At 69.1% G+C, this 22250-nt stretch carries 26 protein-coding genes; 7 read left to right on the top strand and 19 right to left on the bottom strand.

Annotated features, from left to right (window positions below):
• Positions 1 to 5 precede the first annotated feature (5 nt).
• The 10 genes from MF270_RS06875 to ffh all read right to left on the bottom strand — a co-directional run bounded on the left by MF270_RS06875 (position 6) and on the right by ffh (position 6530).
• On the bottom strand, positions 6 to 665 hold the full coding sequence (locus tag MF270_RS06875; protein ID WP_238365136.1) for a histidine phosphatase family protein: 660 nt from the start codon (positions 663 to 665) through the stop codon (positions 6 to 8).
• 84 nt (positions 666 to 749) lie between these two features.
• Complete coding sequence (locus MF270_RS06870) at positions 750 to 1580, bottom strand: hypothetical protein (protein ID WP_238365135.1); 831 nt, start codon at positions 1578 to 1580, stop codon at positions 750 to 752.
• A 2-nt stretch (positions 1581 to 1582) separates the two neighbouring features.
• Positions 1583 to 2089 (bottom strand): ribosome maturation factor RimM, encoded by a 507-nt coding sequence (gene rimM / locus MF270_RS06865; RefSeq protein WP_238365134.1) that lies wholly within the window; start codon positions 2087 to 2089, stop codon positions 1583 to 1585.
• Positions 2086 to 2241 carry a hypothetical protein gene (locus MF270_RS06860; RefSeq protein WP_238365133.1) on the bottom strand — a complete coding sequence of 52 codons (156 nt, stop codon included), beginning with the start codon at positions 2239 to 2241 and terminating at the stop codon, positions 2086 to 2088. Before MF270_RS06860 ends, rimM begins: the two co-directional genes overlap by 4 nt.
• 233 nt (positions 2242 to 2474) lie before the next feature.
• Positions 2475 to 2864, bottom strand: coding sequence for a 30S ribosomal protein S16 (gene rpsP, locus MF270_RS06855; protein ID WP_238365132.1), 390 nt, complete (start codon positions 2862 to 2864; stop codon positions 2475 to 2477).
• Positions 2865 to 2908: 44 nt separating this feature from the next.
• On the bottom strand, positions 2909 to 3208 hold the full coding sequence (locus tag MF270_RS06850; protein WP_238365131.1) for a chorismate mutase: 300 nt from the start codon (positions 3206 to 3208) through the stop codon (positions 2909 to 2911).
• Entirely contained in the window at positions 3205 to 3813 is a 609-nt protein-coding gene (locus MF270_RS06845; RefSeq protein ID WP_238365130.1) for a GNAT family N-acetyltransferase, read from the bottom strand. Before MF270_RS06845 ends, MF270_RS06850 begins: the two co-directional genes overlap by 4 nt.
• Positions 3810 to 4334: a GNAT family N-acetyltransferase gene (locus MF270_RS06840; RefSeq protein WP_238365129.1), complete on the bottom strand. Its 525-nt coding sequence runs from the start codon at positions 4332 to 4334 to the stop codon at positions 3810 to 3812. Before MF270_RS06840 ends, MF270_RS06845 begins: the two co-directional genes overlap by 4 nt.
• Positions 4331 to 4879 (bottom strand): GNAT family N-acetyltransferase, encoded by a 549-nt coding sequence (locus tag MF270_RS06835; protein ID WP_238365128.1) that lies wholly within the window; start codon positions 4877 to 4879, stop codon positions 4331 to 4333. The genes MF270_RS06840 and MF270_RS06835 overlap by 4 nt, the downstream gene beginning before the upstream one ends.
• Positions 4880 to 5021: 142 nt before the next feature.
• Positions 5022 to 6530 (bottom strand): signal recognition particle protein, encoded by a 1509-nt coding sequence (gene ffh, locus MF270_RS06830; RefSeq protein ID WP_238365127.1) that lies wholly within the window; start codon positions 6528 to 6530, stop codon positions 5022 to 5024.
• A gap of 341 nt (positions 6531 to 6871) precedes the next feature.
• On the opposite strand from ffh, the gene MF270_RS06825 reads away from it, so the two are divergent.
• Complete coding sequence (locus MF270_RS06825; RefSeq protein ID WP_238365126.1) at positions 6872 to 7621, top strand: glycosyltransferase family protein; 750 nt, start codon at positions 6872 to 6874, stop codon at positions 7619 to 7621.
• Here the strand turns inward: MF270_RS06825 and MF270_RS06820 are convergent.
• Both MF270_RS06820 and MF270_RS06815 read right to left on the bottom strand, forming a co-directional pair.
• Positions 7608 to 8540, bottom strand: coding sequence for a calcium/sodium antiporter (locus tag MF270_RS06820; RefSeq protein ID WP_238365125.1), 933 nt, complete (start codon positions 8538 to 8540; stop codon positions 7608 to 7610). The two genes, MF270_RS06825 and MF270_RS06820, sit on opposite strands and share 14 nt — an antisense overlap.
• Positions 8541 to 8693: 153 nt before the next feature.
• On the bottom strand, positions 8694 to 9506 hold the full coding sequence (locus tag MF270_RS06815) for a M15 family metallopeptidase (RefSeq protein WP_238365124.1): 813 nt from the start codon (positions 9504 to 9506) through the stop codon (positions 8694 to 8696).
• A 179-nt stretch (positions 9507 to 9685) separates the two neighbouring features.
• Here MF270_RS06815 and MF270_RS06810 point away from each other — a divergent pair, with 179 nt between their 5' ends.
• Entirely contained in the window at positions 9686 to 10567 is an 882-nt protein-coding gene (locus MF270_RS06810) for a LysR family transcriptional regulator (protein ID WP_238365123.1), read from the top strand.
• A 13-nt stretch (positions 10568 to 10580) separates the two neighbouring features.
• On the top strand, positions 10581 to 11462 hold the full coding sequence (locus MF270_RS06805) for a DMT family transporter (RefSeq protein WP_272490690.1): 882 nt from the start codon (positions 10581 to 10583) through the stop codon (positions 11460 to 11462).
• A 134-nt stretch (positions 11463 to 11596) separates the two neighbouring features.
• Here MF270_RS06805 and MF270_RS06800 read toward each other — a convergent pair whose 3' ends face one another.
• The 6 genes from MF270_RS06800 to MF270_RS06775 form a co-directional block, all read right to left on the bottom strand.
• Entirely contained in the window at positions 11597 to 12403 is an 807-nt protein-coding gene (locus tag MF270_RS06800) for a trypsin-like serine peptidase (protein WP_238365121.1), read from the bottom strand.
• A complete protein-coding gene (locus MF270_RS06795) occupies positions 12400 to 13233 on the bottom strand; it encodes a trypsin-like serine peptidase (RefSeq protein WP_238365120.1) in 834 nt (277 codons plus the stop codon). Before MF270_RS06795 ends, MF270_RS06800 begins: the two co-directional genes overlap by 4 nt.
• A gap of 62 nt (positions 13234 to 13295) precedes the next feature.
• The gene (gene glcF / locus MF270_RS06790; RefSeq protein ID WP_238365119.1) at positions 13296 to 14588 is read right to left on the bottom strand and encodes a glycolate oxidase subunit GlcF; all 1293 of its coding nucleotides are present in this window, start codon (positions 14586 to 14588) and stop codon (positions 13296 to 13298) included.
• Positions 14589 to 14598: 10 nt separating this feature from the next.
• Entirely contained in the window at positions 14599 to 14739 is a 141-nt protein-coding gene (locus tag MF270_RS06785; RefSeq protein ID WP_238365118.1) for a hypothetical protein, read from the bottom strand.
• Positions 14736 to 15842, bottom strand: a complete 1107-nt coding sequence (locus MF270_RS06780; RefSeq protein WP_238365117.1) for an FAD-binding protein — start codon at positions 15840 to 15842, stop codon at positions 14736 to 14738. The genes MF270_RS06785 and MF270_RS06780 overlap by 4 nt, the downstream gene beginning before the upstream one ends.
• 107 nt (positions 15843 to 15949) lie before the next feature.
• Complete coding sequence (locus MF270_RS06775) at positions 15950 to 17383, bottom strand: FAD-linked oxidase C-terminal domain-containing protein (protein WP_238365116.1); 1434 nt, start codon at positions 17381 to 17383, stop codon at positions 15950 to 15952.
• A gap of 83 nt (positions 17384 to 17466) precedes the next feature.
• On the opposite strand from MF270_RS06775, the gene MF270_RS06770 reads away from it, so the two are divergent.
• The 3 genes from MF270_RS06770 to MF270_RS06760 all read left to right on the top strand — a co-directional run bounded on the left by MF270_RS06770 (position 17467) and on the right by MF270_RS06760 (position 19163).
• Complete coding sequence (locus tag MF270_RS06770) at positions 17467 to 18207, top strand: DUF599 domain-containing protein (protein WP_238365115.1); 741 nt, start codon at positions 17467 to 17469, stop codon at positions 18205 to 18207.
• Positions 18208 to 18216: 9 nt separating this feature from the next.
• Positions 18217 to 18582 (top strand): hypothetical protein, encoded by a 366-nt coding sequence (locus MF270_RS06765; protein ID WP_238365114.1) that lies wholly within the window; start codon positions 18217 to 18219, stop codon positions 18580 to 18582.
• Positions 18583 to 18662: 80 nt separating this feature from the next.
• Complete coding sequence (locus MF270_RS06760; protein ID WP_238365113.1) at positions 18663 to 19163, top strand: OsmC family protein; 501 nt, start codon at positions 18663 to 18665, stop codon at positions 19161 to 19163.
• A gap of 337 nt (positions 19164 to 19500) precedes the next feature.
• Here MF270_RS06760 and xylB read toward each other — a convergent pair whose 3' ends face one another.
• Positions 19501 to 20952 (bottom strand): xylulokinase, encoded by a 1452-nt coding sequence (xylB, locus tag MF270_RS06755; protein ID WP_238365112.1) that lies wholly within the window; start codon positions 20950 to 20952, stop codon positions 19501 to 19503.
• A gap of 135 nt (positions 20953 to 21087) precedes the next feature.
• Between xylB and MF270_RS06750 the strand changes: the two genes are divergently transcribed.
• The gene (locus MF270_RS06750) at positions 21088 to 22248 is read left to right on the top strand and encodes an MFS transporter (RefSeq protein ID WP_238365111.1); all 1161 of its coding nucleotides are present in this window, start codon (positions 21088 to 21090) and stop codon (positions 22246 to 22248) included.
• Positions 22249 to 22250: the final 2 nt, after the last annotated feature.

The following is a 22250-nucleotide window of genomic DNA, read 5'->3' as shown; positions in this document are numbered from 1 at the left end:
CCCTCTCAGATATGGGTCCGTGCGAACTGGCGCTGCACGGTTTCGAGATGCGGCAGGGCGTTGAACTGCGCCAGCATGAGCTGCCCGTTCAGCGGCTGCAACCGCGTCACGCTGGTGTTCATCACCGACATCATCATCAGGCTCATCTGCTGCGGTCCAAGCTCCATCAGCTGCGCCAGCGCCACGCCGATCCAGCCGCCCGAGGTGACCACCAGCGCGCGTCCCTTGCCGGCGGCGATCTCGTCGATTGCCTCGCGGATGCGGGTCATGAAGTGGTCATAGCTCTCGGGCGTGTCTTCCAGCTGCCCATCGCGCCACATGCCGATCATCCTGACCGAGTGGCGCGCAAACTCCTCGCGCCCCTGCGGGATCGCTAGCCCGTGCTGTTCCAGCGCCAGGTGCGCCAGGTCGAAATAGCGGATCTCGTTCAGCCGCTCGTCCAGCACCAGCTCGGCGTGGCGCTCGGTGCCGATGCCCGCGGCCGTTTCCCGGTGGCGGCGCAGGGTGCCGCTGTAGACCCGGGCAAACCGTTCCCCGCTGGCGTCGAAATGCTCGCCCAGCCAGCGCGCCTGCTGGTGGCCCAGCTCGCTGAGCTTGTCATAGCTCTGCTCGTCCCGGGCCTGGCTGTTGGCCTGACCGTGCCGGACAAGGGTGATCTGGCTCATCTGGTCCTCCGCCTGCTGCAGGGACGTGCTAGGCCAGAGCGCGCCCGGGGGAAAGGGGGAAGGGGCGGATTTTCGCGGCCGGTGTCAGGCGGACGCGGCGTCCATGGCGCGGGCAAGGTCCTCGAGGCGCGGGTCCTCGGCGGCGAGGCTGTCGACCAGCGCCGGGTCGGGCCAGAAGGCCGGGTCGTCGCCGGCGTCGATCATCGCCAGCGTGGTGAGGACGGCCTCGCCCCGCACACCCGGATCGCGGCTGGCAAGGCCACATTCCAGCAACCGCGACACGCCGACCGCGTGGCCGGGATCGCTGCGCATGTAGCCGGGGGCGAGCAGGCGCATCACGGCGAAATCCACGTCCGGGTCGGTGCCGATCTCGTGCAGCAGATGCGGGATCGCCCCGGGCCCCATCTCGGCTTCCAGCCGCTGCGCGATGGGATCGACAAGGCCGGTGGTCCGCGCGGGCAGGGCCTGCACATCGCGCAGGAACCGCGCGACGGGGGCGGGGCGCTCGGGCGTCTCCATCGCCTCGACGGTCTCGATCATGCCGTCCAGCATCCGGTCCATCGCATCCGCGTTCCGGTAGCGCTGCATCGCAAGCACAGCCGCCGCGCCCGAGACCGCCAGCGGGAGCCAGGTCGGCAGGTCGGGAAACGCCCGGACCACGCTCAGCAACCGCCCGAACCCCATCAGCGCCTGCACCAGGGCCACCTGCACCACCGCCAGCAGCCCAAGCTGCGCCCAGCCCGCGCCGGTCCCCAGATCGGGCCGCCGCAGCCAGGTCATGAGCGCCAGGAAGATCAGCGCAAAGGGCCAGGCCATAGCCATCGGATGCCCCGCCCAGCCGGCGACGATCGGCCCCGCGAAAAGCGGCGCATAGGCCAGGATCAGCCCGCCGGCGCTGTAGCGCGGCGGCAGCATGGTCAGAACAGCCCCTCGGGCGGGTCGGCCACGATGCGTCCGGCATCGATATCGACGGTGGGCACACAGGCACGGGTGAAGGGCAGCAGCACGGTCGCCGATTGGCCCGGCACCCGCAGCTCCAGAAGGTCATCGGCGCCGTTGTTCTGCACCGCCGTCACATGGCCAAGCTCGGCCCCGCCGGTATCAAGCACCACCAGCCCGATCAGGTCCGCATGGTAGAACTCGTCGTCGGGCAGGTCAGGCAAGCGGTCCCGCGGCACCCAAAGCTGCACGCCCTTCAGCGCGTCGGCGTCTTCCTTGGTCAACACGCCCGACAGCCGCGCGGCAAACCCGTTCTTGATCGGCCGCTCGACCGAGATGTCCCAGCTGCGCCCGCCATCCTCGCTCTCCAGCGGAGAATAATCTCCGATCGCCGCCGGGTCCGAGGTGAAGGACTTGATCCGCACCTCGCCCTTGACGCCGAAGGCCCCGGCTATCGCGCCCACGCAGACCCGCTCTTCGCTCATTCCCCGATCCCTTCTTCGCCGCCCGGCACACAGGTGTCGCTGACGACCTCGCCGCCCGCGGCGATGCACAACTCCGCCACGCGGTTCCGTTCAAAAAGCATTCCCGCAAGGAAGGCAAGCGGCAGCAGGATCACGAGGCGCAGCAAGGACATCATCGCCCGACCATGCCCCGCGCAAAGGCAATGGGCAATTCCCCCCAGCCCTTCATCGTTTCGAAAATACCTCGGGGGGCGGGCGCCCTGGCGCCCGGGGGGCAGCGCCCCCCACCGGCCTGCGCCTTGCGCAGGCTGACACTGTGTGCCGTCAGGCACACAATCTGATCAAGCCACGAAAAAGGGCCGCGCCGGTGTCCCGGACGCGGCCCCGAAGTGCCATGCGGGCAGGATCACTCCTCCGCGGCAACCTCTTCGGCCGGTGCAGCAGCGGCTTCGGCGGCGGCCTTGGCCTTCTCGGCCTTGGCGTCGGCGCGGTCCTGGGCCTTCTTGCCCGGGGTGCCCTTGTTGGGGTTGCTGCGGGTCTTCTTCTCGATGACGCCGGCGGCTTCCAGCATGCGCGACACGCGGTCGGTCACCTGGGCGCCTTCACCGATCCAGTACTGGACGCGCTCGACGTCCATCTTGACGCGGTCTTCGCTGTCCTTGGGCAGCAGCGGGTTGTAGGTGCCCAGCTTCTCGATGAAGCGGCCGTCGCGCGGCATGCGCGAATCGGCGGCGACGATGCGGTAGAACGGACGCTTTTTCGAGCCGCCGCGGGCGAGACGGATTTTCATGGCCATGGGGGTATCTCCTTCGAATGGCTTCTTGGTGACGGGCGATCCCGTCAGGATTGGTGTTTCTCGTGGTGCTTGATGACTTCCCGAATGATGAAATTCAGGAAGCTCTTGGCGAATTCCGGGTCGAGGTCGGCCTGGATCGCCAGGTCTTCGAGCCGTGCGATCTGCGTGGCCTCACGCGTGGGATCGGACGGGGGAAGGTCGTGTTCGGCTTTCAGCTTGCCCACCGCCTGGGTGTGCTTGAACCGCTCGCCCAGCGTGTAGACGAGGATCGCGTCGAGCCGGTCGATGCTCTCGCGGTGGCTATTCAGCAGCGCGGCGGCGCGGGTGACGGCATCGTCGCTCATGCGGCGGCTCCTTTCATGGTCGAGGGGAAGATGGCCCCCTGGTAATGGGCGATCTCGGCTTCGATGGCGTCGCGGATCTGGCTGTTGCCAAGGTCGGCGGGCGAGGGATGGCGATAGACGGCATCGTTGCCGTCGACGCTTGCCGCGGCCTTGTCCTTCCTGGCGCCCAGCCGCTCGGCCAGCTTGATCGATTCGAGGTTCTTGGGGTCGATGTAGCTGACCGCCCCGTCCCAGCCCTGCTGGCGGTAGAAATAATCGCGGCAGGCATGGGTCGCCTCGAGCGCGATGCCCTTGCCGGCCACTTCGGGCCAGATGATCCACGCGAGTTCACGCTCGGGCCACATGGCGGGGAACCAGCCGCCGGCCATGCCCAGCGTCTTGTCGGTCGCGCGGTCGTGGATCATCCACATGCCGAAGCCGCGGATCTCCCAATGCCCCATCTCGGCGGCATAGAGCATCCAGGTCTCGTAGGGGTTCAGCGGCCCGCCCATGAAGCGCGAGCGGTAGCTGGAGAAGGTCGCCCGGAAGTTCGGGTAATCCCCGGGTTCCGGCCCGCGCAGGATCAGGCGCCGGGTTTCCAGCACGGGGATCTGGATGCCGCTCATGCCGTGCCCTCCGCCTTGGGATGGCGCCAGACGTCGACCTCGGTCCCCAGCAGCACATGTTTGCTTTCGGGCGCCGCGCCAAGGCGACGGGCCAGGGCCTGGCTGCGCGCATTGGCCGGGTGGATGTAGGAAATCACGCTGTCCAGCCCGAACTGCGCCGCGCCATGGGCGCGCGCGGCGGCGGCGGCCTCATGGGCATAGCCCTTGCCTTCGCCGTCCCAGATCTGCCAGCCCAGCTCCGGCTCCTGCCAGCCCTCGCGGTAGATAAAGCCGACAAGGCCGATTGGCGTGCCGGTCTCCTTGCCGTCGATCACCCACATGCCGTAGCCGCGCAGCAGCCAATGGCCGAGATTGCCGGCGATCATCTGCCAGCACCGCGCGCGGTCCAGCGGCCCGCCGACAAAGGACGACCGGTCGCCTTCATAGAAGGCGGCCAGCGCGTCCAGATCATCCTCGCCGATCGCGCGCAGGGTCAGGCGCCCGGTCTCGATCACCGGGATATGAGCGGCATGGGAGGTCATGCGTAGGCCTCCATCCCGCCATCGGCCAGATCCTCGGGCGAGGGGTGCCGCCACAGCTCGTCCTCGCCCATGTTGGTGTTCACGTAGGTCCGCTCGTACCTGGCGCCCAGCCGTCTCGCCAGCGCGACCGAGCGGTCGTTGCCCGGCACGATGTTCGACGTGAGCGTGGTGAAGCCGAGCTCCTCGTAGGCCCATTGCCGGGCGCGGAAGGCTGCCTCGAAGGCGATTCCGCGGCCCTCGAAGCCGTCGAAGACGACCCAGCCGACCTCGGGCTCGGGCCAGGTCTCGGGGTTCCAGATGCCGGAGATGCCGGCGACCTCACCCTCGCGGGTCTCGATCACGAAATAGCCGTAGCCGTGCCAGTGCCAATGGCCGACGTTCATGGCGAACCAGCGCCAGGCATTGCCGCGCTCGGCGATATGGCCGAAGCCTTCGCTGCGCAGCGGGTCCTGGAGAAAGCGGATCACGTGCTCGGCATCCGACTTTTCCGGGCCGCGCAGGATCAGGCGCGGGGTCTCGAGGCGGGGGGCATTGGTCAGGCTCATGCCGCGCCTCCCGCCGGTTGAGACCGGGCGATTGCATATTTGTGGAAAGATGAAAGGCAGGGACGTGCGCCATCGCAGCCGGTCCGCGGGGCGGATCGGGTCGTCATCGGGGCGGGGCCCGGGATATGCGACAGGCGCAGGCTCACTTCTTCTTGCCGAATCCCGAGAGGCCCGGAGGCAGGGCGCCGCCGCCAAGGCCGGGCAGCTTGCCGCCCATGCCCATCTGGCGGGCGGCCGCTTCCAGCGCCTTGGGGTCCATCTGACTGGGGTCCATGCCGGCCATGTCTGCCGGCATGCCGCCCTTGCCGAACATGCCCTTCATGGCCTGTTTCAGCATGCCGCCTTTGCCCATCTTGCCCATCTTCTTCATCATATCGGCCATCTGACGCTGCATCTTGAGCAGCTTGTTCAGTTCCGACACTTCCATGCCCGCGCCGGCGGCGATCCGCTTTTTTCGGCTGGCCTGGAGAATCGCCGGGTTGGCGCGTTCGCGCTTGGTCATGGACTGGATCAGCGCGATCTGCTGGCGGATCACCTTGTCGTCGATCCCGGCGCCGTCGAGCTGCTTGGCCATCTTGCCCATGCCGGGCATCATCTGCATCAGCCCTTCCATGCCGCCCATCTTGAGCATCTGCTCGAGCTGCATCTTGAGGTCGTTCATGTTGAACTGACCCTTCTGGAAGCGCTTCATCATGCGCTCGGCCTGCTCGGCCTCGATGGTCTCCTGCGCCTTTTCGACGAGGGCCACGATGTCGCCCATGCCGAGGATACGGCCGGCGATCCGCTCGGGCTCGAAGGTCTCGAGCGCGTCCATCTTTTCGCCGAGGCCGACGAAGCGGATCGGCTTGCCGGTCACGGCGCGCATCGACAGGGCCGCACCGCCGCGGCCGTCGCCATCCATCCGGGTCAGGACCACGCCCGAGACGCCGATCTTGGCGTCGAATTCCTGCGCGACCTCGACCGCGACCTGGCCGGTCAGGCCGTCGACCACCAGCAGCGTCTCGCGCGGCTTGACCACATCGCGGACGTCCTCGACCTCCTGCATCAGGACCTGGTCGATCTGCAGCCGGCCCGCGGTGTCGAGCATGTAGACGTCGTAGCCGCCCATGGTCGCCTGCTGCTTGGCGCGGCGGGCGATGTCGACGGGCTTCTGGCCCGGCACGATGGGCAGGGTGTCGACGCCGATCTGCGCGCCAAGGATCTGCAGCTGGTCCATGGCCGCCGGGCGGTAGATGTCGAGCGAGGCCATCAGGACCTTCTTGCCCTCGCGCTCCTTCAGGCGCTTGGCCAGCTTGGCGGTGGTCGTCGTCTTGCCGCCGCCCTGCAGGCCGACCATCAGGATCGGCGCGGGCGGGTTGTCGATCTTGAGCTTGCCGGGGTCCTCGGCGCCGGTCAGCGTGTCGACCAGCGCGTCGTGGACGATCTTGACGACCTGCTGGCCCGGCGTCACCGACCGGGTCACGGCCTGGCCGGTCGCCTTGTCCTGCACCGCCTTGACGAAGTCGCGCGCCACGGGGAGAGAGACGTCGGCCTCGAGCAGGGCCACGCGGACCTCGCGCAGGGCGGTCTTGACGTCGTCCTCGCTCAGCGCACCTTGCTTGGTCAGGCGGTCGAAGACGCCAGAGAGGCGTTCGGATAGGTTTTCGAACATGTCCGGCCCTTTCACAACCGTTGTCACATGGCCCCTAGATAGTCAGGAACCGGCTCGACCCCAAGCAATGCGGTGCGGCCTCCGTGGGCGCGACGCGCTGACGGAGGGCGATCCCGGGCACAGCCCATGGGACCGGAAGACACGAAGACTCCCGGAGATTGCGCGGGCGATACGGGGATATAGGGTGGGAGTCAAGGGAAATGGGGTGTTTGCGTGGCGGGTGGAGAAAGCGGGGGGGCTGTCTGCCCCCCGTCGCCATTGTCTTTCGGACCAATGGCGCGACAATGGCAACCCCCGAGAGTTTATCGGAAAGATGAAGGGGATCAGGTGAGGGATTTGGCATGCGAGACGGGGTGATCTACGTGGCGGTGGGCGGCGATTACGTCGACCTGGCCGTGCAGTCGGCGGAAAGCGTCAAGCGGTGGAACCCGGGGCTGGCGGTGGACCTGGTGACCGACGTGGCGCAGCGGCCGGAGGTGTTCGACGCGGTGCATGTGGCGCCGTCGTCGCATCCGCGGGTCTATCTCGAGTGTCTCGGGGCGGCACGGTTCGAGCGGGTGCTCTATCTCGATGCCGACACGCTGGCGCTGGCGCCCTTCGGCGATCTGTTCGACATCGCGGACCGCTTTCCGCTGGCGCTGGCGCATGACGTGCGGCGGCGCTCGGCTCTGGTGAAGGAAGGCGGCGGGCCCTATGCCTTTCCGCAGATGAACTCGGGCGTGATGTTGTACCGGCAGGGCGCGCGGATGCAGGCGTTCTTTGACGCCTGGAAGGCGCGGTATGATGCGCTGGGCCTGCTGCGAGACCAGGTGAGCCTGAAGCAGCTGCTGTGGGAGGGGGAGCTGCCCTTCTACGTGCTGCCGCCCGAGTTCAACCTGCGCCGCACCACGTTGCTGGACGCCTGGGAGCCGTTGGATGCCGACCCGGTGATCCTGCATTCGCACCGGCTGCTGCAGCATTTGCGTGGGCAGGGCGCGCAGGTCACGACGTTGGACGAGATCCGGGTGCTGGAGCGCGCGGCGCTGGCCGAGGAATGGGCGAACGAGCTCGACCTGCCGGAGTTCCGCCCGCTGGGGTTCAGGGACGGATGAGGCCGAGGTAGCCGACATAGCCCGCCAGCAGCAGCCCGCCTTCCCAGCGCTCGATCCTGAGCCTGGTGGCCGAGACGAGCACCAGCAGGACAGAGGCGCCGATCATCAGCAGATTGTCGAAACTCGCGATGCGGGAGGGAACCGCGCCGGGGGACAGGGTGGCCGTGGCCCCGCCGATGGCGAGCACGTTGTAGATGTTCGAGCCGACGATATTGCCGAAGGCCACGTCGGTCTGCCGGCGCAGGGACGCGACGACCGAGGTGACGAGTTCGGGCAGCGAGGTGCCGACCGCGACGATGGTCAGGCCGACAAGGGTCTCGGGCAGCTCCAGCGCGGCGGCGATCCCGATGGCGCCGCGCACCAGCAGCGTGCCGCCCGCGAGCGTCGCGGCGAGCCCGGCGAGGGTTAGGGCGATGTCGCGGGCCGGGTGGCCGCGCGCCGGCAGGTCAGTCGGGGCGGCCGGGGCCGGCGCGGCGCGCCGTTCCTGCCATACGGCCAGCACGAGGTAGGCGACGAGCAGCAGCAGGAAGCCGAGGCCGGCCACCCGGCCCAGCGGCCCGGCCAGCGCGAGCCCGGCAAAGAGCAGCGCGGCGGCCAGCATCACGCCCGCGTCGCGGCGCAGCGCCATGGGCGTCACGGCGATAGGGCAGATCAGCGCCGAGATGCCGAGGATCAGCAGGATGTTGGCGATGTTCGACCCGACGATGTTGCCATAGGCTATGCCCGGCGCGCCCGACAGGGCCGCCTGGACCGAGGTCACCAGCTCGGGCGTCGAGGTGCCGAAGCCGACCAGCGTCAGCCCGATCACCAGGGGCGAGATGCCGAGACGATCGGCGAGGCGGACCGCGCCGCGCACCAGAAGGTCGCCTCCGACACACAAAAGGACCAGCCCGACGCCGAAGGGCAGCCAAGTTTCCATCGTCCAAACGCCCTTTCATGCGGGTCGGCCTGGGGGTCTGGCAGGGGCTGCCCGGCGACGGGCAAGCCTGCAGACCCGGCGTCTGGCACCGAGATGTGGGGCGCGCGGCGCGGCGTCAATCCGCCCGGACGGAATTATTTTCAGGCGCCGGGCTCAGAGCCGCGCGCGCTGGAAGTGCATCGCGTCCTTGCCCCAGAGCCGGATCGCGGGAAGCCATTCGTGGTCCTGCATGATGTCGAGGAAATCCTTGTACGCGGCCCCGCAGAACAGCGCCTCGGGGCACTGGGTGCGCAGCCCGTTCGGCTCGGCGTAGAAGTCGATGGCGCAGCCATAGGCATGCATCGACCAGCTGTTGCCGCCGCGCATCTTGCGGTGGTTGTAGGCCCCGGCATAGCGGTCGATGCCGAGATCGCGCATGCGGTCCGGCCCATAATGGGCATGGACGGCGACCAAAGCGGCCATCAGCTGGTCGGCGCAGTCGCGGTGCACCGTGATCCGGGTTGCCTTCTGCCGCAGGTTCCAGTCGATGCGCAGGCTGAAGGGCAGCTTGATCGTCACCAGCCGCTTCTTGATCTGGTCGCCGGGCGAGCCATAGACGCGGCCGACCTCGGCCTGGGTCGGGATCGACCCGCCGCCGACGGGGGCCGCCAGCGGGGTGCGGTCGATCACCTCGGCCTTGCCTGTGGCCTGCTTGAACAGGAACCCGTTCAGCGCCTCGGTCGTGTTGTTGCCCATCCAGCCGTCGATCGCGCCCGGATCGTGCCCGAGCTTGTCGAGACAGGCCTGGGCCACCGCCACCTCGCGCCGGGCCTCGGTCGAACCGGTGGGGTCGAAGGTGTAGCGGTCGCGAAAGGCGGCCTCGATATCCCGCATGGCCTGGCGTGACTTCGGGCCGATCTGCCCGTCGATGCCGCCGTGGTAATGGCCCGTGGCCGCCATCAGCATCTGGAGGTGACGTTCGTTCATGGTTCCCACCCTTTTCGCGCAATCGCGCACATGGGGCGCGCACCCATGGCGGGAAGGATACATCAAATGGTAGAGTTTCCCAAGCGTCACCCGCGTTCGCGTTCAAGGAAGCCTCTTGCATCCGCGGGGCACATGGCGGCACATGGCGGCACTTGGTTTGTCAACGCACAGGTGGCCACATGGACAACTGGGACGAGGTACGGACCGCCTACCAGGTGGCGCGCATCGGGACGGTCAGCGGCGCGGCCGAGATCCTGGGCGTGCACCATGCCACCGTGATCCGCCATATCGACGCGCTCGAGGGGCGCATGGGCGTCAAGCTGTTCCAGCGCCATCCGCGCGGCTACACGCCGACCGAGGCCGGGCAGGACCTGTTGCGCGTGGCCCAGACCACGGACGAGCAGTTCGCCCAGCTGGAAGGCCGGATCAAGGGCCGTGGCGCTGGGGTCGAGGGCGAACTGGTCGTGACCTCGCTGGTCAACCTGGCGCCCTTCATGGTGCCGGCGCTGGCCGCCTTTCGCGAGCAATACCCCGAGGTCACGGTGCGCTACCTGACGGGCGAGCGGCTGTTCCGCCTGGAATACGGCGAGGCGCACCTGGCCGTGCGGGCGGGCAGCGCGCCGCAGAACCCCGACAACGTGGTGCTGCCCTTCATGGATTACGCCGTGGGGCTTTACGCCTCGGACAGCTACATCGCGCGCAAGGGGCGGCCCGCGGGGGTCGAGGACTTCGGCGCGCATGATTTCGTCTGCCACGACAACCCCGAAAGCCGGGCGCTGTTCTACGCCTGGCTGCGCAAGCATGCGCCCGAGGACAACATGGTCTTTCGCAGCACCGACCCCCGCGCGCTCGAGCTTGCGGTGGTGAACGGGGCGGGCATCGGCTTCATGCCGCGGATGGAGGCGGCGCGCTTTCCCGATCTGCAGGAGGTCATCCCGCCGCTCGAGGCGGAATGGCGGTCGCAGCTGTGGCTGGTGACCCATGTGGACCTGCACCGCACGGCCAAGGTGCAGGCGCTGGTGCGGCACCTCAAGGAAGCGTCCAAGGACATCGCCTGCTGATGCGCGCCCGTCGATGAGTCCGGCGGCCCTTGGCCACCTGGCCATGTTCACCTTTTCAGCGCTGGTGGCGGGGTCGTTCTCGCTTGGGGTGCGGGCGGCGCCGCTCATCGACCCGGTGGCGATGAACGTGGCGCGGTTCGTGCTGGGCGCGGTGGTGGTCGGGGCGGTGGGCCTTGCCACGCGCGGGATCTCGGGGCGGGACATGCGGGCGCCGTGGCGCTACCTCGTGCTGGGCGGGACATTCGCCACCTATTTCGTGCTGATGTTCGAGGGGATGCGCACCTCGGACCCGGTGGCGACCTCGGCCGTCTTCACCCTGACCCCGATCATGAGCGCGGGTTTCGGCTGGCTGCTGCTGCGCCAGCGCACCACGCCGCGCATGGCGATGGCGCTGGCCATCGGCGGGGCCGGGGCGCTGTGGGTGATCTTTCGCGCCGACTGGTCCGCGCTGGTGCAGTTCCACATCGGCGAGGGAGAGCTGATCTACTTCTACGGCTGCATCGCCCATGCCATCTACATCCCGCTGGTGCGGATGCTGAACCGGGGCGAAAGCGCGATTGCCTTTGCCTTTTTCACCCTGGTCGCGGGGGCGCTGCTGATGAGCCTTTACGGCGGCGGCCGCGTGGTGGCGACCGACTGGGCGGCGCTGCCGGGGATCGTCTGGATCGCGCTGGGCTACCTGACCGTGGCGACCACGGCGGTGACCTTCACGCTGGTGCAGTTCGGGTCGATGCGGCTGCCGGCGGGCAAGGTCATGGCCTACAATTACCTGACGCCGAGCTGGGTGATCGGGTGGGAGATCGCCCTGGGCGGGGATGTCCCGCCGCTGCTGGTCCTGGGCGGGGTGGGGCTGTCGATCGTGGCCCTTCTGCTGCTCTTGCGGAACGAGCATTAGGCGGCCTGCGCCCGTGGCGGGCGTTGGACGTGCATATTTGTGGAAAGATGAAAGCGCGGGCCGGGCGCCTTGGGGCTGCGGCCGGGATGTGAGTTTTTGGGGAAAAGTGAAAGCAGGGGCGGGGCGCGGGGGCGTCAGGGCCGCACGAACTTGGCCCCGGTGCTGTTGCCGTCGCCGACGGTGATGCGCTTGACCACCGTGGGGCGGGCGGCGGCGATGCCGGCGGGGGCGATGTGCAGCTGGCGCTTGACCTCGGCCACCACCGTCGGCAGCTCCATCCCGAAGGAGATCGTCTTGCCCGCGTCGATCTGCGCCGCGCTGATGAGGGCGACGATGCGGCCCCGGTTGCCCTCGCGGTGGAAGACCGGCGCGCCGGACGAGCCCTGCACGACGTCGCAGTCAAAGACCATCAGCCCGCCGCCCTTTTCCACGATGCCGCATTCGCGCTGCCACGAGGGCGCGTCGTCGCGGCCGCGGCCGTAGCTGACCACGCTGACGCGGTCGCCCAGCTGGCTGCCGCTGTGCAGGGCAAAGGGCGCGGCGGCGGAGGTGGAGATCTCGGTCTCGAGCTCGAGCAGGGCCACGTCGTGCAGGATGTTCTCGGCCTGCACGCCCACGGAGGGATCGTAGCCCGCATGCGCCGCGAGGCGCCGGGCCTTGCGGCTGGCGACGAAAGCCCCGTCATGCAGCCCGGCGCGGAAGGTGAACTCTGCCGCCGGCAACAGCTTGCCCGAGGCATCGTAGACGCAATGCGCCGCCGTCAGCACCAGCGTTGGCGAGATCAACGTGCCGGTGCAATAGCCGGTGCGGCCGATGTCGACGCGGCCCACCGCCTCCCATCCCAGCAGGGATTGCCGGGCGTCGAGCCGTTCCAGGCCGGAATTCTCGGCCCAGGCGGGCGCGGCAAGGAGGAGGCAGAGGAGGGCTGCGAGATGTCTCATGGCTTGATGAACTTTGCGCCGGTGTCCCCGCGCGAGGCGGGCACGGGTTGCGACAGCCGGGTGATCCCGGTCGGGGCGGCGGTGTCGAACCCCGCGCCGGTTTCCAGCGCGGCGATCAGGGTGGCCAGCGGCTCTTCGAGCGCGGTGCCAAGCGAGACCGCTTCGCCATCCACCTCGGCCTTGGCCGAGACGACCGACACGATCTGCGGCCGGCCCGAGGCGCCCAGCCGGAAGACCGGCGCGCCCGAGGCGCCGAAATCGACGTCGCAGGTCATGACCAGCACGCCTTCCTGCCGGGTGCGGACATCGCAGAGCTCCTGCAGGCTGGGTGCCTCGGACCGGCCCTTGGCGTAGGACACGACGCCGATCTGGTCGCCGGGTCGCGGGTCATGCGCGGTCTCGAAGGGGATCACAGTTGTGTTGCGCACCGGGTGGTGCAGTTCCAGCAGCGCAAGGTCATGGCTGACGCGGGTGGCCGAGGGCGCGTCCTCGAACACGTAGCCGGGGTGTTTCACGGCCCGCCGCACCCGGCGATAGGCCGAGGCGCGACCGTTGCGCCAGCCGGCGAGGAACTCGATATCTTCGGGCGCGATGCGTTCGCCGGTGGTGGAGTCGAACAGGCAATGGGCCGCGGTCAGCACAAGCGTCGGCGCGATCAGCGCCCCGGTGCAGAAGCCGCGCCCGCCCAGGTCGATGCGGCCCACCGCCTCCCAGCCGCGTCCCTGGTCGCCGGTGTCGAGCCGGCGCAGGCTGCTGTCCGCCAGCGCGGGGGTCGCGAGGGCACACAACAGGAGAAACCGGGTAAACAGGTGCCGCACCACGCGATCCATGAACTGATCCTTACTTGCTCCGCAGGCTATCCCGCAGATGGGGCGAAAATGCGGCGCGACGGTTAATCATCCGTTGCCAGGGCCCGGGGTTTCGGCCCGCCCGTCGCCCAGTCGATCAGCTCGACCGTGTGGACGACCGGCACCGAGGCGCCCGAGCCGATCTGCATCATGCAGCCGATGTTGCCGGCGGCGATCACGTCGGGCTGTTTGGCCTCGAGCGTCCGCAGCTTGCGCGCCTTGAGCTGGCCCGAGATCTCGGGTTGCAGCAGGTTGTAGGTGCCGGCCGAGCCACAACACAGGTGCGGGTCCGCCGGTTCGACCAACTCGAACCCGGCGCCGCGCAGCAGGGCCTTGGGGGCGTCCTTGATCTTTTGCCCGTGTTGCAGCGAACAGGCGGCATGGTAGGCGATGCGCAGCGCCTCGGGCGCCTTGGCCTCCGGCGCGAGCCGGGTCAGCAGTTCCGAGACGTCGCAGGCGAGGCTGGCGACCTCGGCCGCCTCGCCCGCCAGCGGACCCGAGCGGAACATGTGCCCGTAATCCTTGACCGTCGTGCCGCAGCCGCTGGTGTTGATGACGATGGCATCCAGCCCCGCGCCCCGCATCTCGGCCTGCCAGGCGCGGATGTTCGCGGCGGCCGAGGCATGGGCCTGCGCCTCCTTCCCCATGTGATGGGTCAGCGCGCCGCAGCAGCCGGCGCCTTTCGCCACGACCACCTCGCAGCCCAGCCGCCGCAGCACCCGGATCGTGGCGTCGTTGATGTCGGTGTTCAGTGCCTTCTGCGCGCAGCCGGTCATCAGCGCGACCCGCATGCGGCGCGCGCCCTGCGCCGGGAAGACCTGCGCATCGTCGTTGCGGCTGACCGGCGGGATCTCTTTCGGCGCCATCTCGAGCATGGCGCGCAGGCGCGGGTCCGGCAGGAAGCGGCGGAAGGGCCGACCGATCTTGGCCCCCAGCAGCGCCAGCCGGAACCGCGTCGGATGCGGCAGCACCGCGGCCAGCACCCAGCGCAGGGCCCGGTCGGTGAAGGGCCGCTTGTAGCGCTTGTCAATATAGGCCCGCGCGTGATCGACAAGGTGCATGTAATGCACGCCCGACGGGCAGGTGGTCATGCAGGCAAGGCACGACAGGCAGCGGTCGATATGCTTGACGGTCCTGGCGTCCGGCTCCCGCTCGTTCTCGAGCATGTCCTTGATCAGGTAGATACGGCCGCGCGGGCTGTCGAGCTCGTCGCCCAGCACCTGGTAGGTGGGGCAGGTGGCGGTGCAAAAGCCGCAATGGACGCAGGCACGCAGGATCTGGTTGGCCCGCGCGGTGCCCGGGTCCTTCAGCTGGTCCTCGGTAAAGGTGGTCTGCATGGGCTTGCCTCTAGTTGGGGCGGGCGGGCGTGCCGGTCAGCCGCCCGTCCGATCTATGTGTGCGGCACGCCCCACGCGCCGGGCAGGCGTCGATCCGGGCGCGCGTCCCGGCGGGCTGGCGGGCGGCCATCCAGTCGTCGGCTGTCGTCATCCCAGGATCCCCGGGTTGAGGATGCCGCGCGGGTCGAATTTCTGCCGCAGCCCGGCGGTCAGCGCGGCCACGGGCGCAGGCTCGGGCTGGAACACCGCCAGCCGCGACCGGGTCTCGGCCCCGGCGCGGATCAGCGTGGCATGGCCGCCAAAGCCTTCCAGCCGCGCCCGCAGGTCGGTCCCTTCGGGCACACGCGCCCAGATCAGCCCGCCGCCCCAGTCGAGCAGCACCTGATCGGCCCGCATCTGCTGCACCAGCCCCGGCGCCTGCGACGGTCGCACCGACAGCCGCCAGACATCGCCCGCGTCCGTCGCCAGTTCCTCGACATCCGCGATCCGCCGCCACAGCGCGCGGCTGTCGACCGCCTCCAGCACCTGAGGGGCGCCGAAGCCCGTCAGCAGTTCGGTCAACTGGGCCGTCCGATAGCGCACCTGGCTCTCGAACCCCTCGACCCGCAGGCAGGTCCCGGCGACCCCATGCGCCGCCCCGCTCACCTCGAAGGGCGAGCCGAGCGCGCGTGACATGGCCGCCACGGCGGTCTCGGCCACGAGCCCGGGAATGACCAGCGTCGCCTCGGTCTCGGGCGCGGGCAAGACCTTGAGGCTGATTTCGGTCAATACCCCCAGCGTGCCCCAGGATCCGGCCATCAGCTTGACGAGGTCATAGCCGGTGACGTTCTTCATCACCCGCCCGCCATTCGACACCACGCGCCCGGCGCCATCGACAAAGCGCACGCCCAGCATGAAATCCCGCGGCGCACCCACGGAAATCCGCCGCGGACCCGAGACGTTCGCCGAGGCCACCCCGCCCAGGGTCGGCTCGCCCTCGGTGCCCAGAAGCACCCGGTGATCCATCGGCTCGAAGGCCAGCCTCTGCCCCTCGGCCCCCAGCATGGCCTCGATCTCGGCCACGGGCGTGCCCGCCTTCGCCACCAGTGTCAGCGCGCCCGGCTCATACAGCGTCACGCCCGACAGCCCGCCGGTCTCCACCACCTCGCCCTGCACCGGCGCACCGATGTCCCGCGTCCCGCCGCCCCGCACCCGCAGGGGCCCGTTCGCGGCCCGCACCATCTCGGCCAGCTCGTCTTCGCTCTCAGGTCTCATGTCTTCATTGTTTTCCAAATACCTCGGGGAGCGCGAGGGGCTGGCCCCTCGCTGTTCTTGATGCCACACCTGCGGTGTGAGGGGCTGGCCCCTCGCTCCTGCACCTTTCACCCAGCGCGACGCCCGGCCGAAACAGGCAACGGAAACACCTTCGCCGGGTTCAGCAGCCACTTCGGGTCGAACACGTCCTTCACCGCCATCTGCGCCTCGAGATCCACGTCGCGATACTGGTGGCTCATCAGGTCGCGCTTTTCGATCCCCACGCCATGCTCTCCGGTCAGGCAGCCGCCGACTTCGACGCAGAGCTTCAGGATATCCGCCCCGAAGGCCTCGCATTTCTCGAGATCGCCTGGCTTGTTCGCATCGAACAGGATCAGCGGATGCATGTTCCCGTCGCCCGCGTGGAAGACGTTCCCCACGCCCAGCCCGTACTCGGCGCTCATCTCGCCGATTCGTCGCAGGACATAGGGCAGCTCGCTGACCGGGATCGTCCCGTCGAGGCACATGTAATCGTTGATCTGCCCCATGGCTCCAAAGGCCGACTTGCGCCCCAGCCAGATGCGGGCGCTTTCCTCGGCGCTCTTGCTCTCGCGCAGCTCGACCGGGTCGTGGCGGCGGGCGATCTCTATGATCCGCGCCAGCTGGTCGTCGATCTCGGCCGGGCTGCCCTCCACCTCGACGATCAGCAGCGCCTCGCAATCGGGATAGCCTGCCTTGGCGAAATCCTCGGTCGCGCGGATGCAGGGGCGGTCCATGAACTCGATCGCGACGGGCAGGATGCCGGCCTTGATGATGTCGCTGACGCAGCGCCCCGCGACTTCGTTGCTGTCAAAGCCGATCAGCACCGGCCGCGCGCCCTCGGGCTTGCGCAGGATCCGCAGCGTGGCCTCGGTGACGACACCCAGCTGGCCCTCGCTGCCGCAGATCACGCCCAGGAGGTCGAGGCCCCCGGCATCCAGATGCGCGCCGCCAATCTCGACCACCGTGCCGTCCATCTGCACCAGCGTGACGCCCATCAGGTTGTTGGTCGTCACCCCGTACTTGAGGCAATGCGCCCCCCCGGAGTTCATCGCGATGTTCCCGGCAATCGCGCAGGCCAGCTGCGAGGACGGATCGGGCGCGTAGAAGAAATCGCCCTCCTCCACCGCGCCCGTCACGGACAGGTTCGTCCGCCCCGTCTGCACCCGGATCACCCGGTCGGCATAGTCGATCTCGAGCACCTCGGTCATTCGCGCCACGCCCAGGATCACGCTGTCGGCCGTCGGCAAGGCGCCCCCGGCCAGCGAGGTGCCCGAGCCGCGCGGCACCACCGGCACGCCCAGCTCATGGCAGATCCGCAACACGTCCGACACCTCTTGGGTCGACGACGGCAGCACGGCACAGAGCGGCGGGCAGCGATAGGCGGTCAGCGCGTCGCATTCATAGGCCCGCGTCTCCTCGGGCGCGTCGATCACGGCATCCTCGGGCAACACCTCGCGCAGCCGTTTCACCAGCTGCGGCTTGATCGACAGGACGCGGGCGTCCGGTTCGGGCATCTGCATGGGTCTTCCTCCCTTTCGGCGGCAGGGTGACGGGTGATCACATGGGCTGGCAAGCCCCCGCCTTCCGCAATAGTGTCGCACAGATGGACTGGAATGGAAGCCTCGCGCAATTCACCGCGCTCGATTTACTGGCCGTGACCCTGCTGGTCGCGGCCTGGTTGCTCACGGGCTGGCGGATCGAGCACCCCTCGTCGACCCGCCCCTCGGTGTCGATCATCATGGCGCAGTACCGCCGCGAATGGATGCGCCAGATGGTGACGCGCCAGCCGCGCATCTTCGACGCCTCGATCCTGGCCAACCTGCGGCAGGGCACGGCCTTCTTCGCCTCGGCCAGCATGATCGCGCTGGGCGGCGGGCTGGCGCTCCTGGGCGACACCGAGCGCATCGCTTCGGTCGCGGCCGATCTCGACCTCGGGCGCGACCCGCAGATCGTGTGGGAAATCAAGCTGATCTGCATCCTGCTGCTGGTCGCCAATGCCTTCCTGAAATTCGTCTGGTCGCACCGCCTGTTCGGCTATTGCTCGGTCCTCGCTGCGGCCGTGCCGAACGACCCGGACGATCCCGACGCGCTGCCCCGCGCGGCGCAGGCGGCCGAGATCAACATCACCGCCGCCCGCGGCTTCAACCGCGGCCTGCGCTCGGTCTATTTCGCCCTCGCCTCGGGCGCCTGGCTGCTCGGGCCCGAGGCACTGCTGCTCGCCACCGCGCTCACCGTCACGACGCTCTGGCGGCGCGAATTCGCCTCGCAATCGCGGGCTGCGCTGCTCAGCCGCCCGGTGCCGCAACACGGCAAAGTGACCCCTGTTACGCCCGATGCGGACTAGGGTCGCGCCATGATCCGCGCCGCCCTGCTTATTGCCCTGTCTCTGACCTCGCCCGCCCTGGCCGAGGTGCCCCGCATCCTGGCGGTCGATGTCAGTCATCCCGGCATGGGCTGGCGCTTCGACGTGACGCTGGAACACCCCGATACCGGCTGGGACCATTATGCCGACGGATGGGAGATCCTCGATGCCAAGGGCAAGGTGCTGGGCACCCGCAAGCTGGCCCACCCCCACGTCACCGAACAACCCTTCACCCGGTCCCTGTCGCGCGTGATGCTTCCCGACGGGCTGCGCGAGATCTACATCCGCGCCCGCTGCTCCTCCCAGGGCTGGGCGACCAAGCCCTACCGGGTGCGGCTCGACCCCTCGGTGGACTGACCCCGCAAGGCACTTGAACAATCGTTCAACTCCCTGTCTGCTCGCCCCAGGCAACGGGAGGATAAGAGATGAGCCAGGGAATGACATTCGAGACCGCGCCGCCGCGCGCCGAGGTCGAGTTTCACTGCAGCGGCAAGGCCACGGGCAAGATGCGCAACGAACTCGACGTGCGCATGGTCAAGCCCTTCACCGAGCCGTCCCATGCGCTGGCCACCGACGAAGGCCCCTTCCACGGCGGCGATGCCTCGGCCCCGCCGCCGCTGGCGCTCTTCGTCGCCAGCCTCACCGGCTGCCTGATGACCCAGGTGCGCGCCTTCGCCAAGCGGCTGGGGGTGCAACTCAACGATCTGGACGTCGAGACCCGGGTCTGCTGGGACTGGGCGCGCGAGGGGCGCACCTACGAGACCGCGCCGAAAAGCTTCGAGATCGACGTGAAGATCGACAGCGATGCGCCCCTGGCGGACCAGCTGGCCCTCGTCGCGGCAGCCAAGCGCGGCTGTTTCATCGAACAGACCCTCGGGCGCCAGAACACGATCACCCATAAGCTGAAGACGCCGGAGGGCTGGATCTCGGCCGACTGACCGCAGCCGGGGCGCGGGCCCGCCGTGATCGTGCGGCTCCCCATGCCTTCATCGTTTTCCAAATACCTCGGGGAGCGCGAGGGGCTGGCCCCTCGCATCTTTTGTTGTCGCGCCCGCGGCGCGAGGGGCTAGCCCCTCGCATCTGTTGAAGCCGCGCCTGCGGCGCGAGAGGCTGGCCCCTCGCATCTATTGATGCCGCGACTGCGGCGCGAGGGGCAGGGCCCTTGCTCCGGCCGTCACCACGGGCGCTGCCGCTTGGGCTCTTCCTCGAACCGTGCCACGCACCGGCGCGCGGCGCAGCCGCGCGCCCCCGGTCGGATTGCGCAGCAATCCGAAATCACTGAACGGCGCGAATCGCCGCGTAGCTGGCGCGGTGCTTGTCCCAGGCCGCCGCGTAGGCGTCCCTGAGATCGGCGCGGGGGGCGACCACGTCGCGGACGGCGGGCGGGGTCATGACCTCTTCGGGCGCGGCCCCGGTCACGCCGCAGATTGCCAGCCGGGCCGCGCCAAGCGCCGCGCCGAACTCGCCCGCCTGCGGCAGGTCGAGCGGCAGGTCCAGCACCGTCGCGATGGTTTCCAGCCAGAAGCGCGAGGCGGTGCCGCCGCCGATGGCCAGCGCCCGGTCGATCTGCGCGCCGGTCGCCTTCAGCGCCTCGTGGCAATCTCCAAGCGCAAAGGCCACGCCCTCCATCACCGCCTGGGTCAGCTGCGCCGGCCCGTCCGACTGGCCCAGCCCGGTAAAGGCGCCGCGGATGGCCGCGTCGTTATGCGGCGTCCGCTCGCCCGACAAGTAGGGCAGGAACCGCACGCTCGCCGGCCCCTCGATCGTCGCCGGCAACAGCCCCGACAGCTGCGCCGCGCTCTGGCCGGTCATCCGCGCCAGCCAATTCAGCGAATCCGTCGCCGACAGGATCACGCCCATCTGGTACCAGCGCCCCGGCACCGCGTGGCAGAAGGTGTGCACCGCGCTTTCCGCCAGCGGGCTGAACCCGTCCCGCGCGGCGCAGAGCACGCCCGAGGTGCCGAGACTGACAAAGGCCTGCCCCTCGCGCATGGCGCCCACGCCGCAGGCCGCCGCGGCATTGTCGCCGGCCCCGCCGACCACCACGACCGATTGCGGCAGCCCCAGCACCTCGGCGGCGCGGGCCGACAGGGTACCGGCGACCTCGCTGCCCTCGACCAGCCGGGGCATCTGGGCCTTGGTCATGTGCCCGGCCTCGAGCAGCGCATCCGACCAGTCGCGCGCGCCCACGTCCAGCCACGACGTCCCGGCGCTGTCGGACATGTCGGCCACCGCCTCGCCCGTCAGCCAGAAGTTCACGTAGGCGGCGGGCAGCAGCACCTTGTCGACGCGGGCAAAGGCTTCAGGCTCATGCGTTTCGACCCAGAGCAGCTTGGGCGCGGTGAAGCCGGGAAAGACGATGTTGCCCGACAGCTCCCGCACGCCGGGCGTCGCGTCCAGCGCGGCCGCCTCGGCATGGCTGCGGGTGTCGTTCCACAGGATGCAGGGCCGGATCACCGCGCCCGCCGCATCGACCAGCGTCGCGCCGTGCATGTGGCCCGAGACACCGATCCCCTTGACCGCGCCCCATTCGGCTGGGTGGCTGGCGCGCAGCTCGGCCGCGGTGGCCTGCAGCGCGTCGGTCCACTGGGCCGGGTCCTGCTCGGACCAGCCGGACCGGGGATGCTGCGTGGCAAAGGCCCGCTCGGCCGCCACCACGGGCGCGCCGCTGCCGTCGACCAGCATGGCCCTGAGGCCCGAGGTTCCGAGATCAAGTCCGAGATACATGGCGAGCCTCCACCCACGGTTGCCTTTCCGGTGGGCGCAGCGCTCCATACGGCCACCCCCTGTTAACGCTAGCGCTTGCAGAGATTTCCCCCGCATGTCAACACAGGGGCCATTGAAGCAAGGCGGGACGCCCATATGAGCGCCGGACAATTCGCGGTCACCCGCTACTACTTCACATTGTTCTGGGTCATGGCGGCCGCGAACACCTATCTTCCCATATGGCTGGAAAATCGCGGGATGAGCGATGCGCAGATCGGCGTGCTCAACGCGGTGCCGATGGCGACGGTGCTACTTTTGGGTGTCTTCGTCGGGCGGCTTGCCGATGCCGCGCGCGACTGGCGGCAAGCCATCGTGATCGGGCATTTCGTGGCGCTGTTTTTCACCCTCTGGCTGGGTCTGGCCGAGGGGTTCGTGATGCTGCTGCTGCTGCTGTCGCTGGCGGTCGTGCCGGCCGGGTTGGTGATGCCGGTCTCGGACGGTGCCTCGATCCGCTTCGGGCAGGCGCAGGGCTTTTCGTTCGGGCCCGTGCGGGCCTGGGGTACCGTCGGTTACACCGTCATGTGCGTGGTCACCGGCTACGCGGTGCTTTGGGGCGGCGACGGCATCTTCCCGCTGCTGCTGGTCGGCTTTGCCGCCGCGCGGGCGCTGGGCGCCTGGCGCCTGCCGCTGCTGCGCAGCGGGACCGAGGCGGGGCTGCCGCGCAAGGGCCTGGCCTTTTCCGCCAGCCTGCGCGCGGCGCTCAGCCCCTGGGTGCTGCTGCCCATCGTGGCCGGCGCGCTGCTGCAGGCCAGCCACGCGGTGATGAACGCATTCGCCGCGCGTTATTTCAGCGATGGCGGGGTCGATCCCGGCGGCATCGGCCTGCTGATCGCACTGGGGGCGGGCGCCGAGGCGCTGGTGATGTTCCTGTTCCCGCGGCTGCAGGCGTGGTTCTCGGCCCGGATGCTGATCCTGATCTCGGCCGCCGCCGGGCTGCTGCGCTGGGGCCTCTTGGCGCTGGCCCCGGACCTGGCCTGGTTCTGGCCGCTGCAACTCATGCACGGGCTGACCTTTTCGCTGTCGCTGCTGGGGGCGATCTACTTCATCGCCAGCCGCACCCCGGTCGAGGTGACGGCCGAGGCGCAAAGCCTCTTTGTCGTCATGCAGATGGCGACCTCGGTCCTGCTGGTCGCGGGGTTCGGCGCGCTTTACGGCGCGGTCGGCGCGCCGGCCTTCTGGGCGGTGGGTGCGATCTCGGTCCTTGCGGCGCTGCTGATCCTCGCGTCCTTCGCGCTGCAACGGGCCGAGAGCGCCTGAGC

The organism is Mesobacterium pallidum (genome assembly GCF_019966535.1).
GTDB classification, from domain to species: Bacteria; Pseudomonadota; Alphaproteobacteria; order Rhodobacterales; family Rhodobacteraceae; genus Mesobacterium; species Mesobacterium pallidum.
The sequence above is the reverse complement of the archived record's forward strand: the minus strand, read 5'-3'. Positions and strand labels throughout refer to the sequence as shown.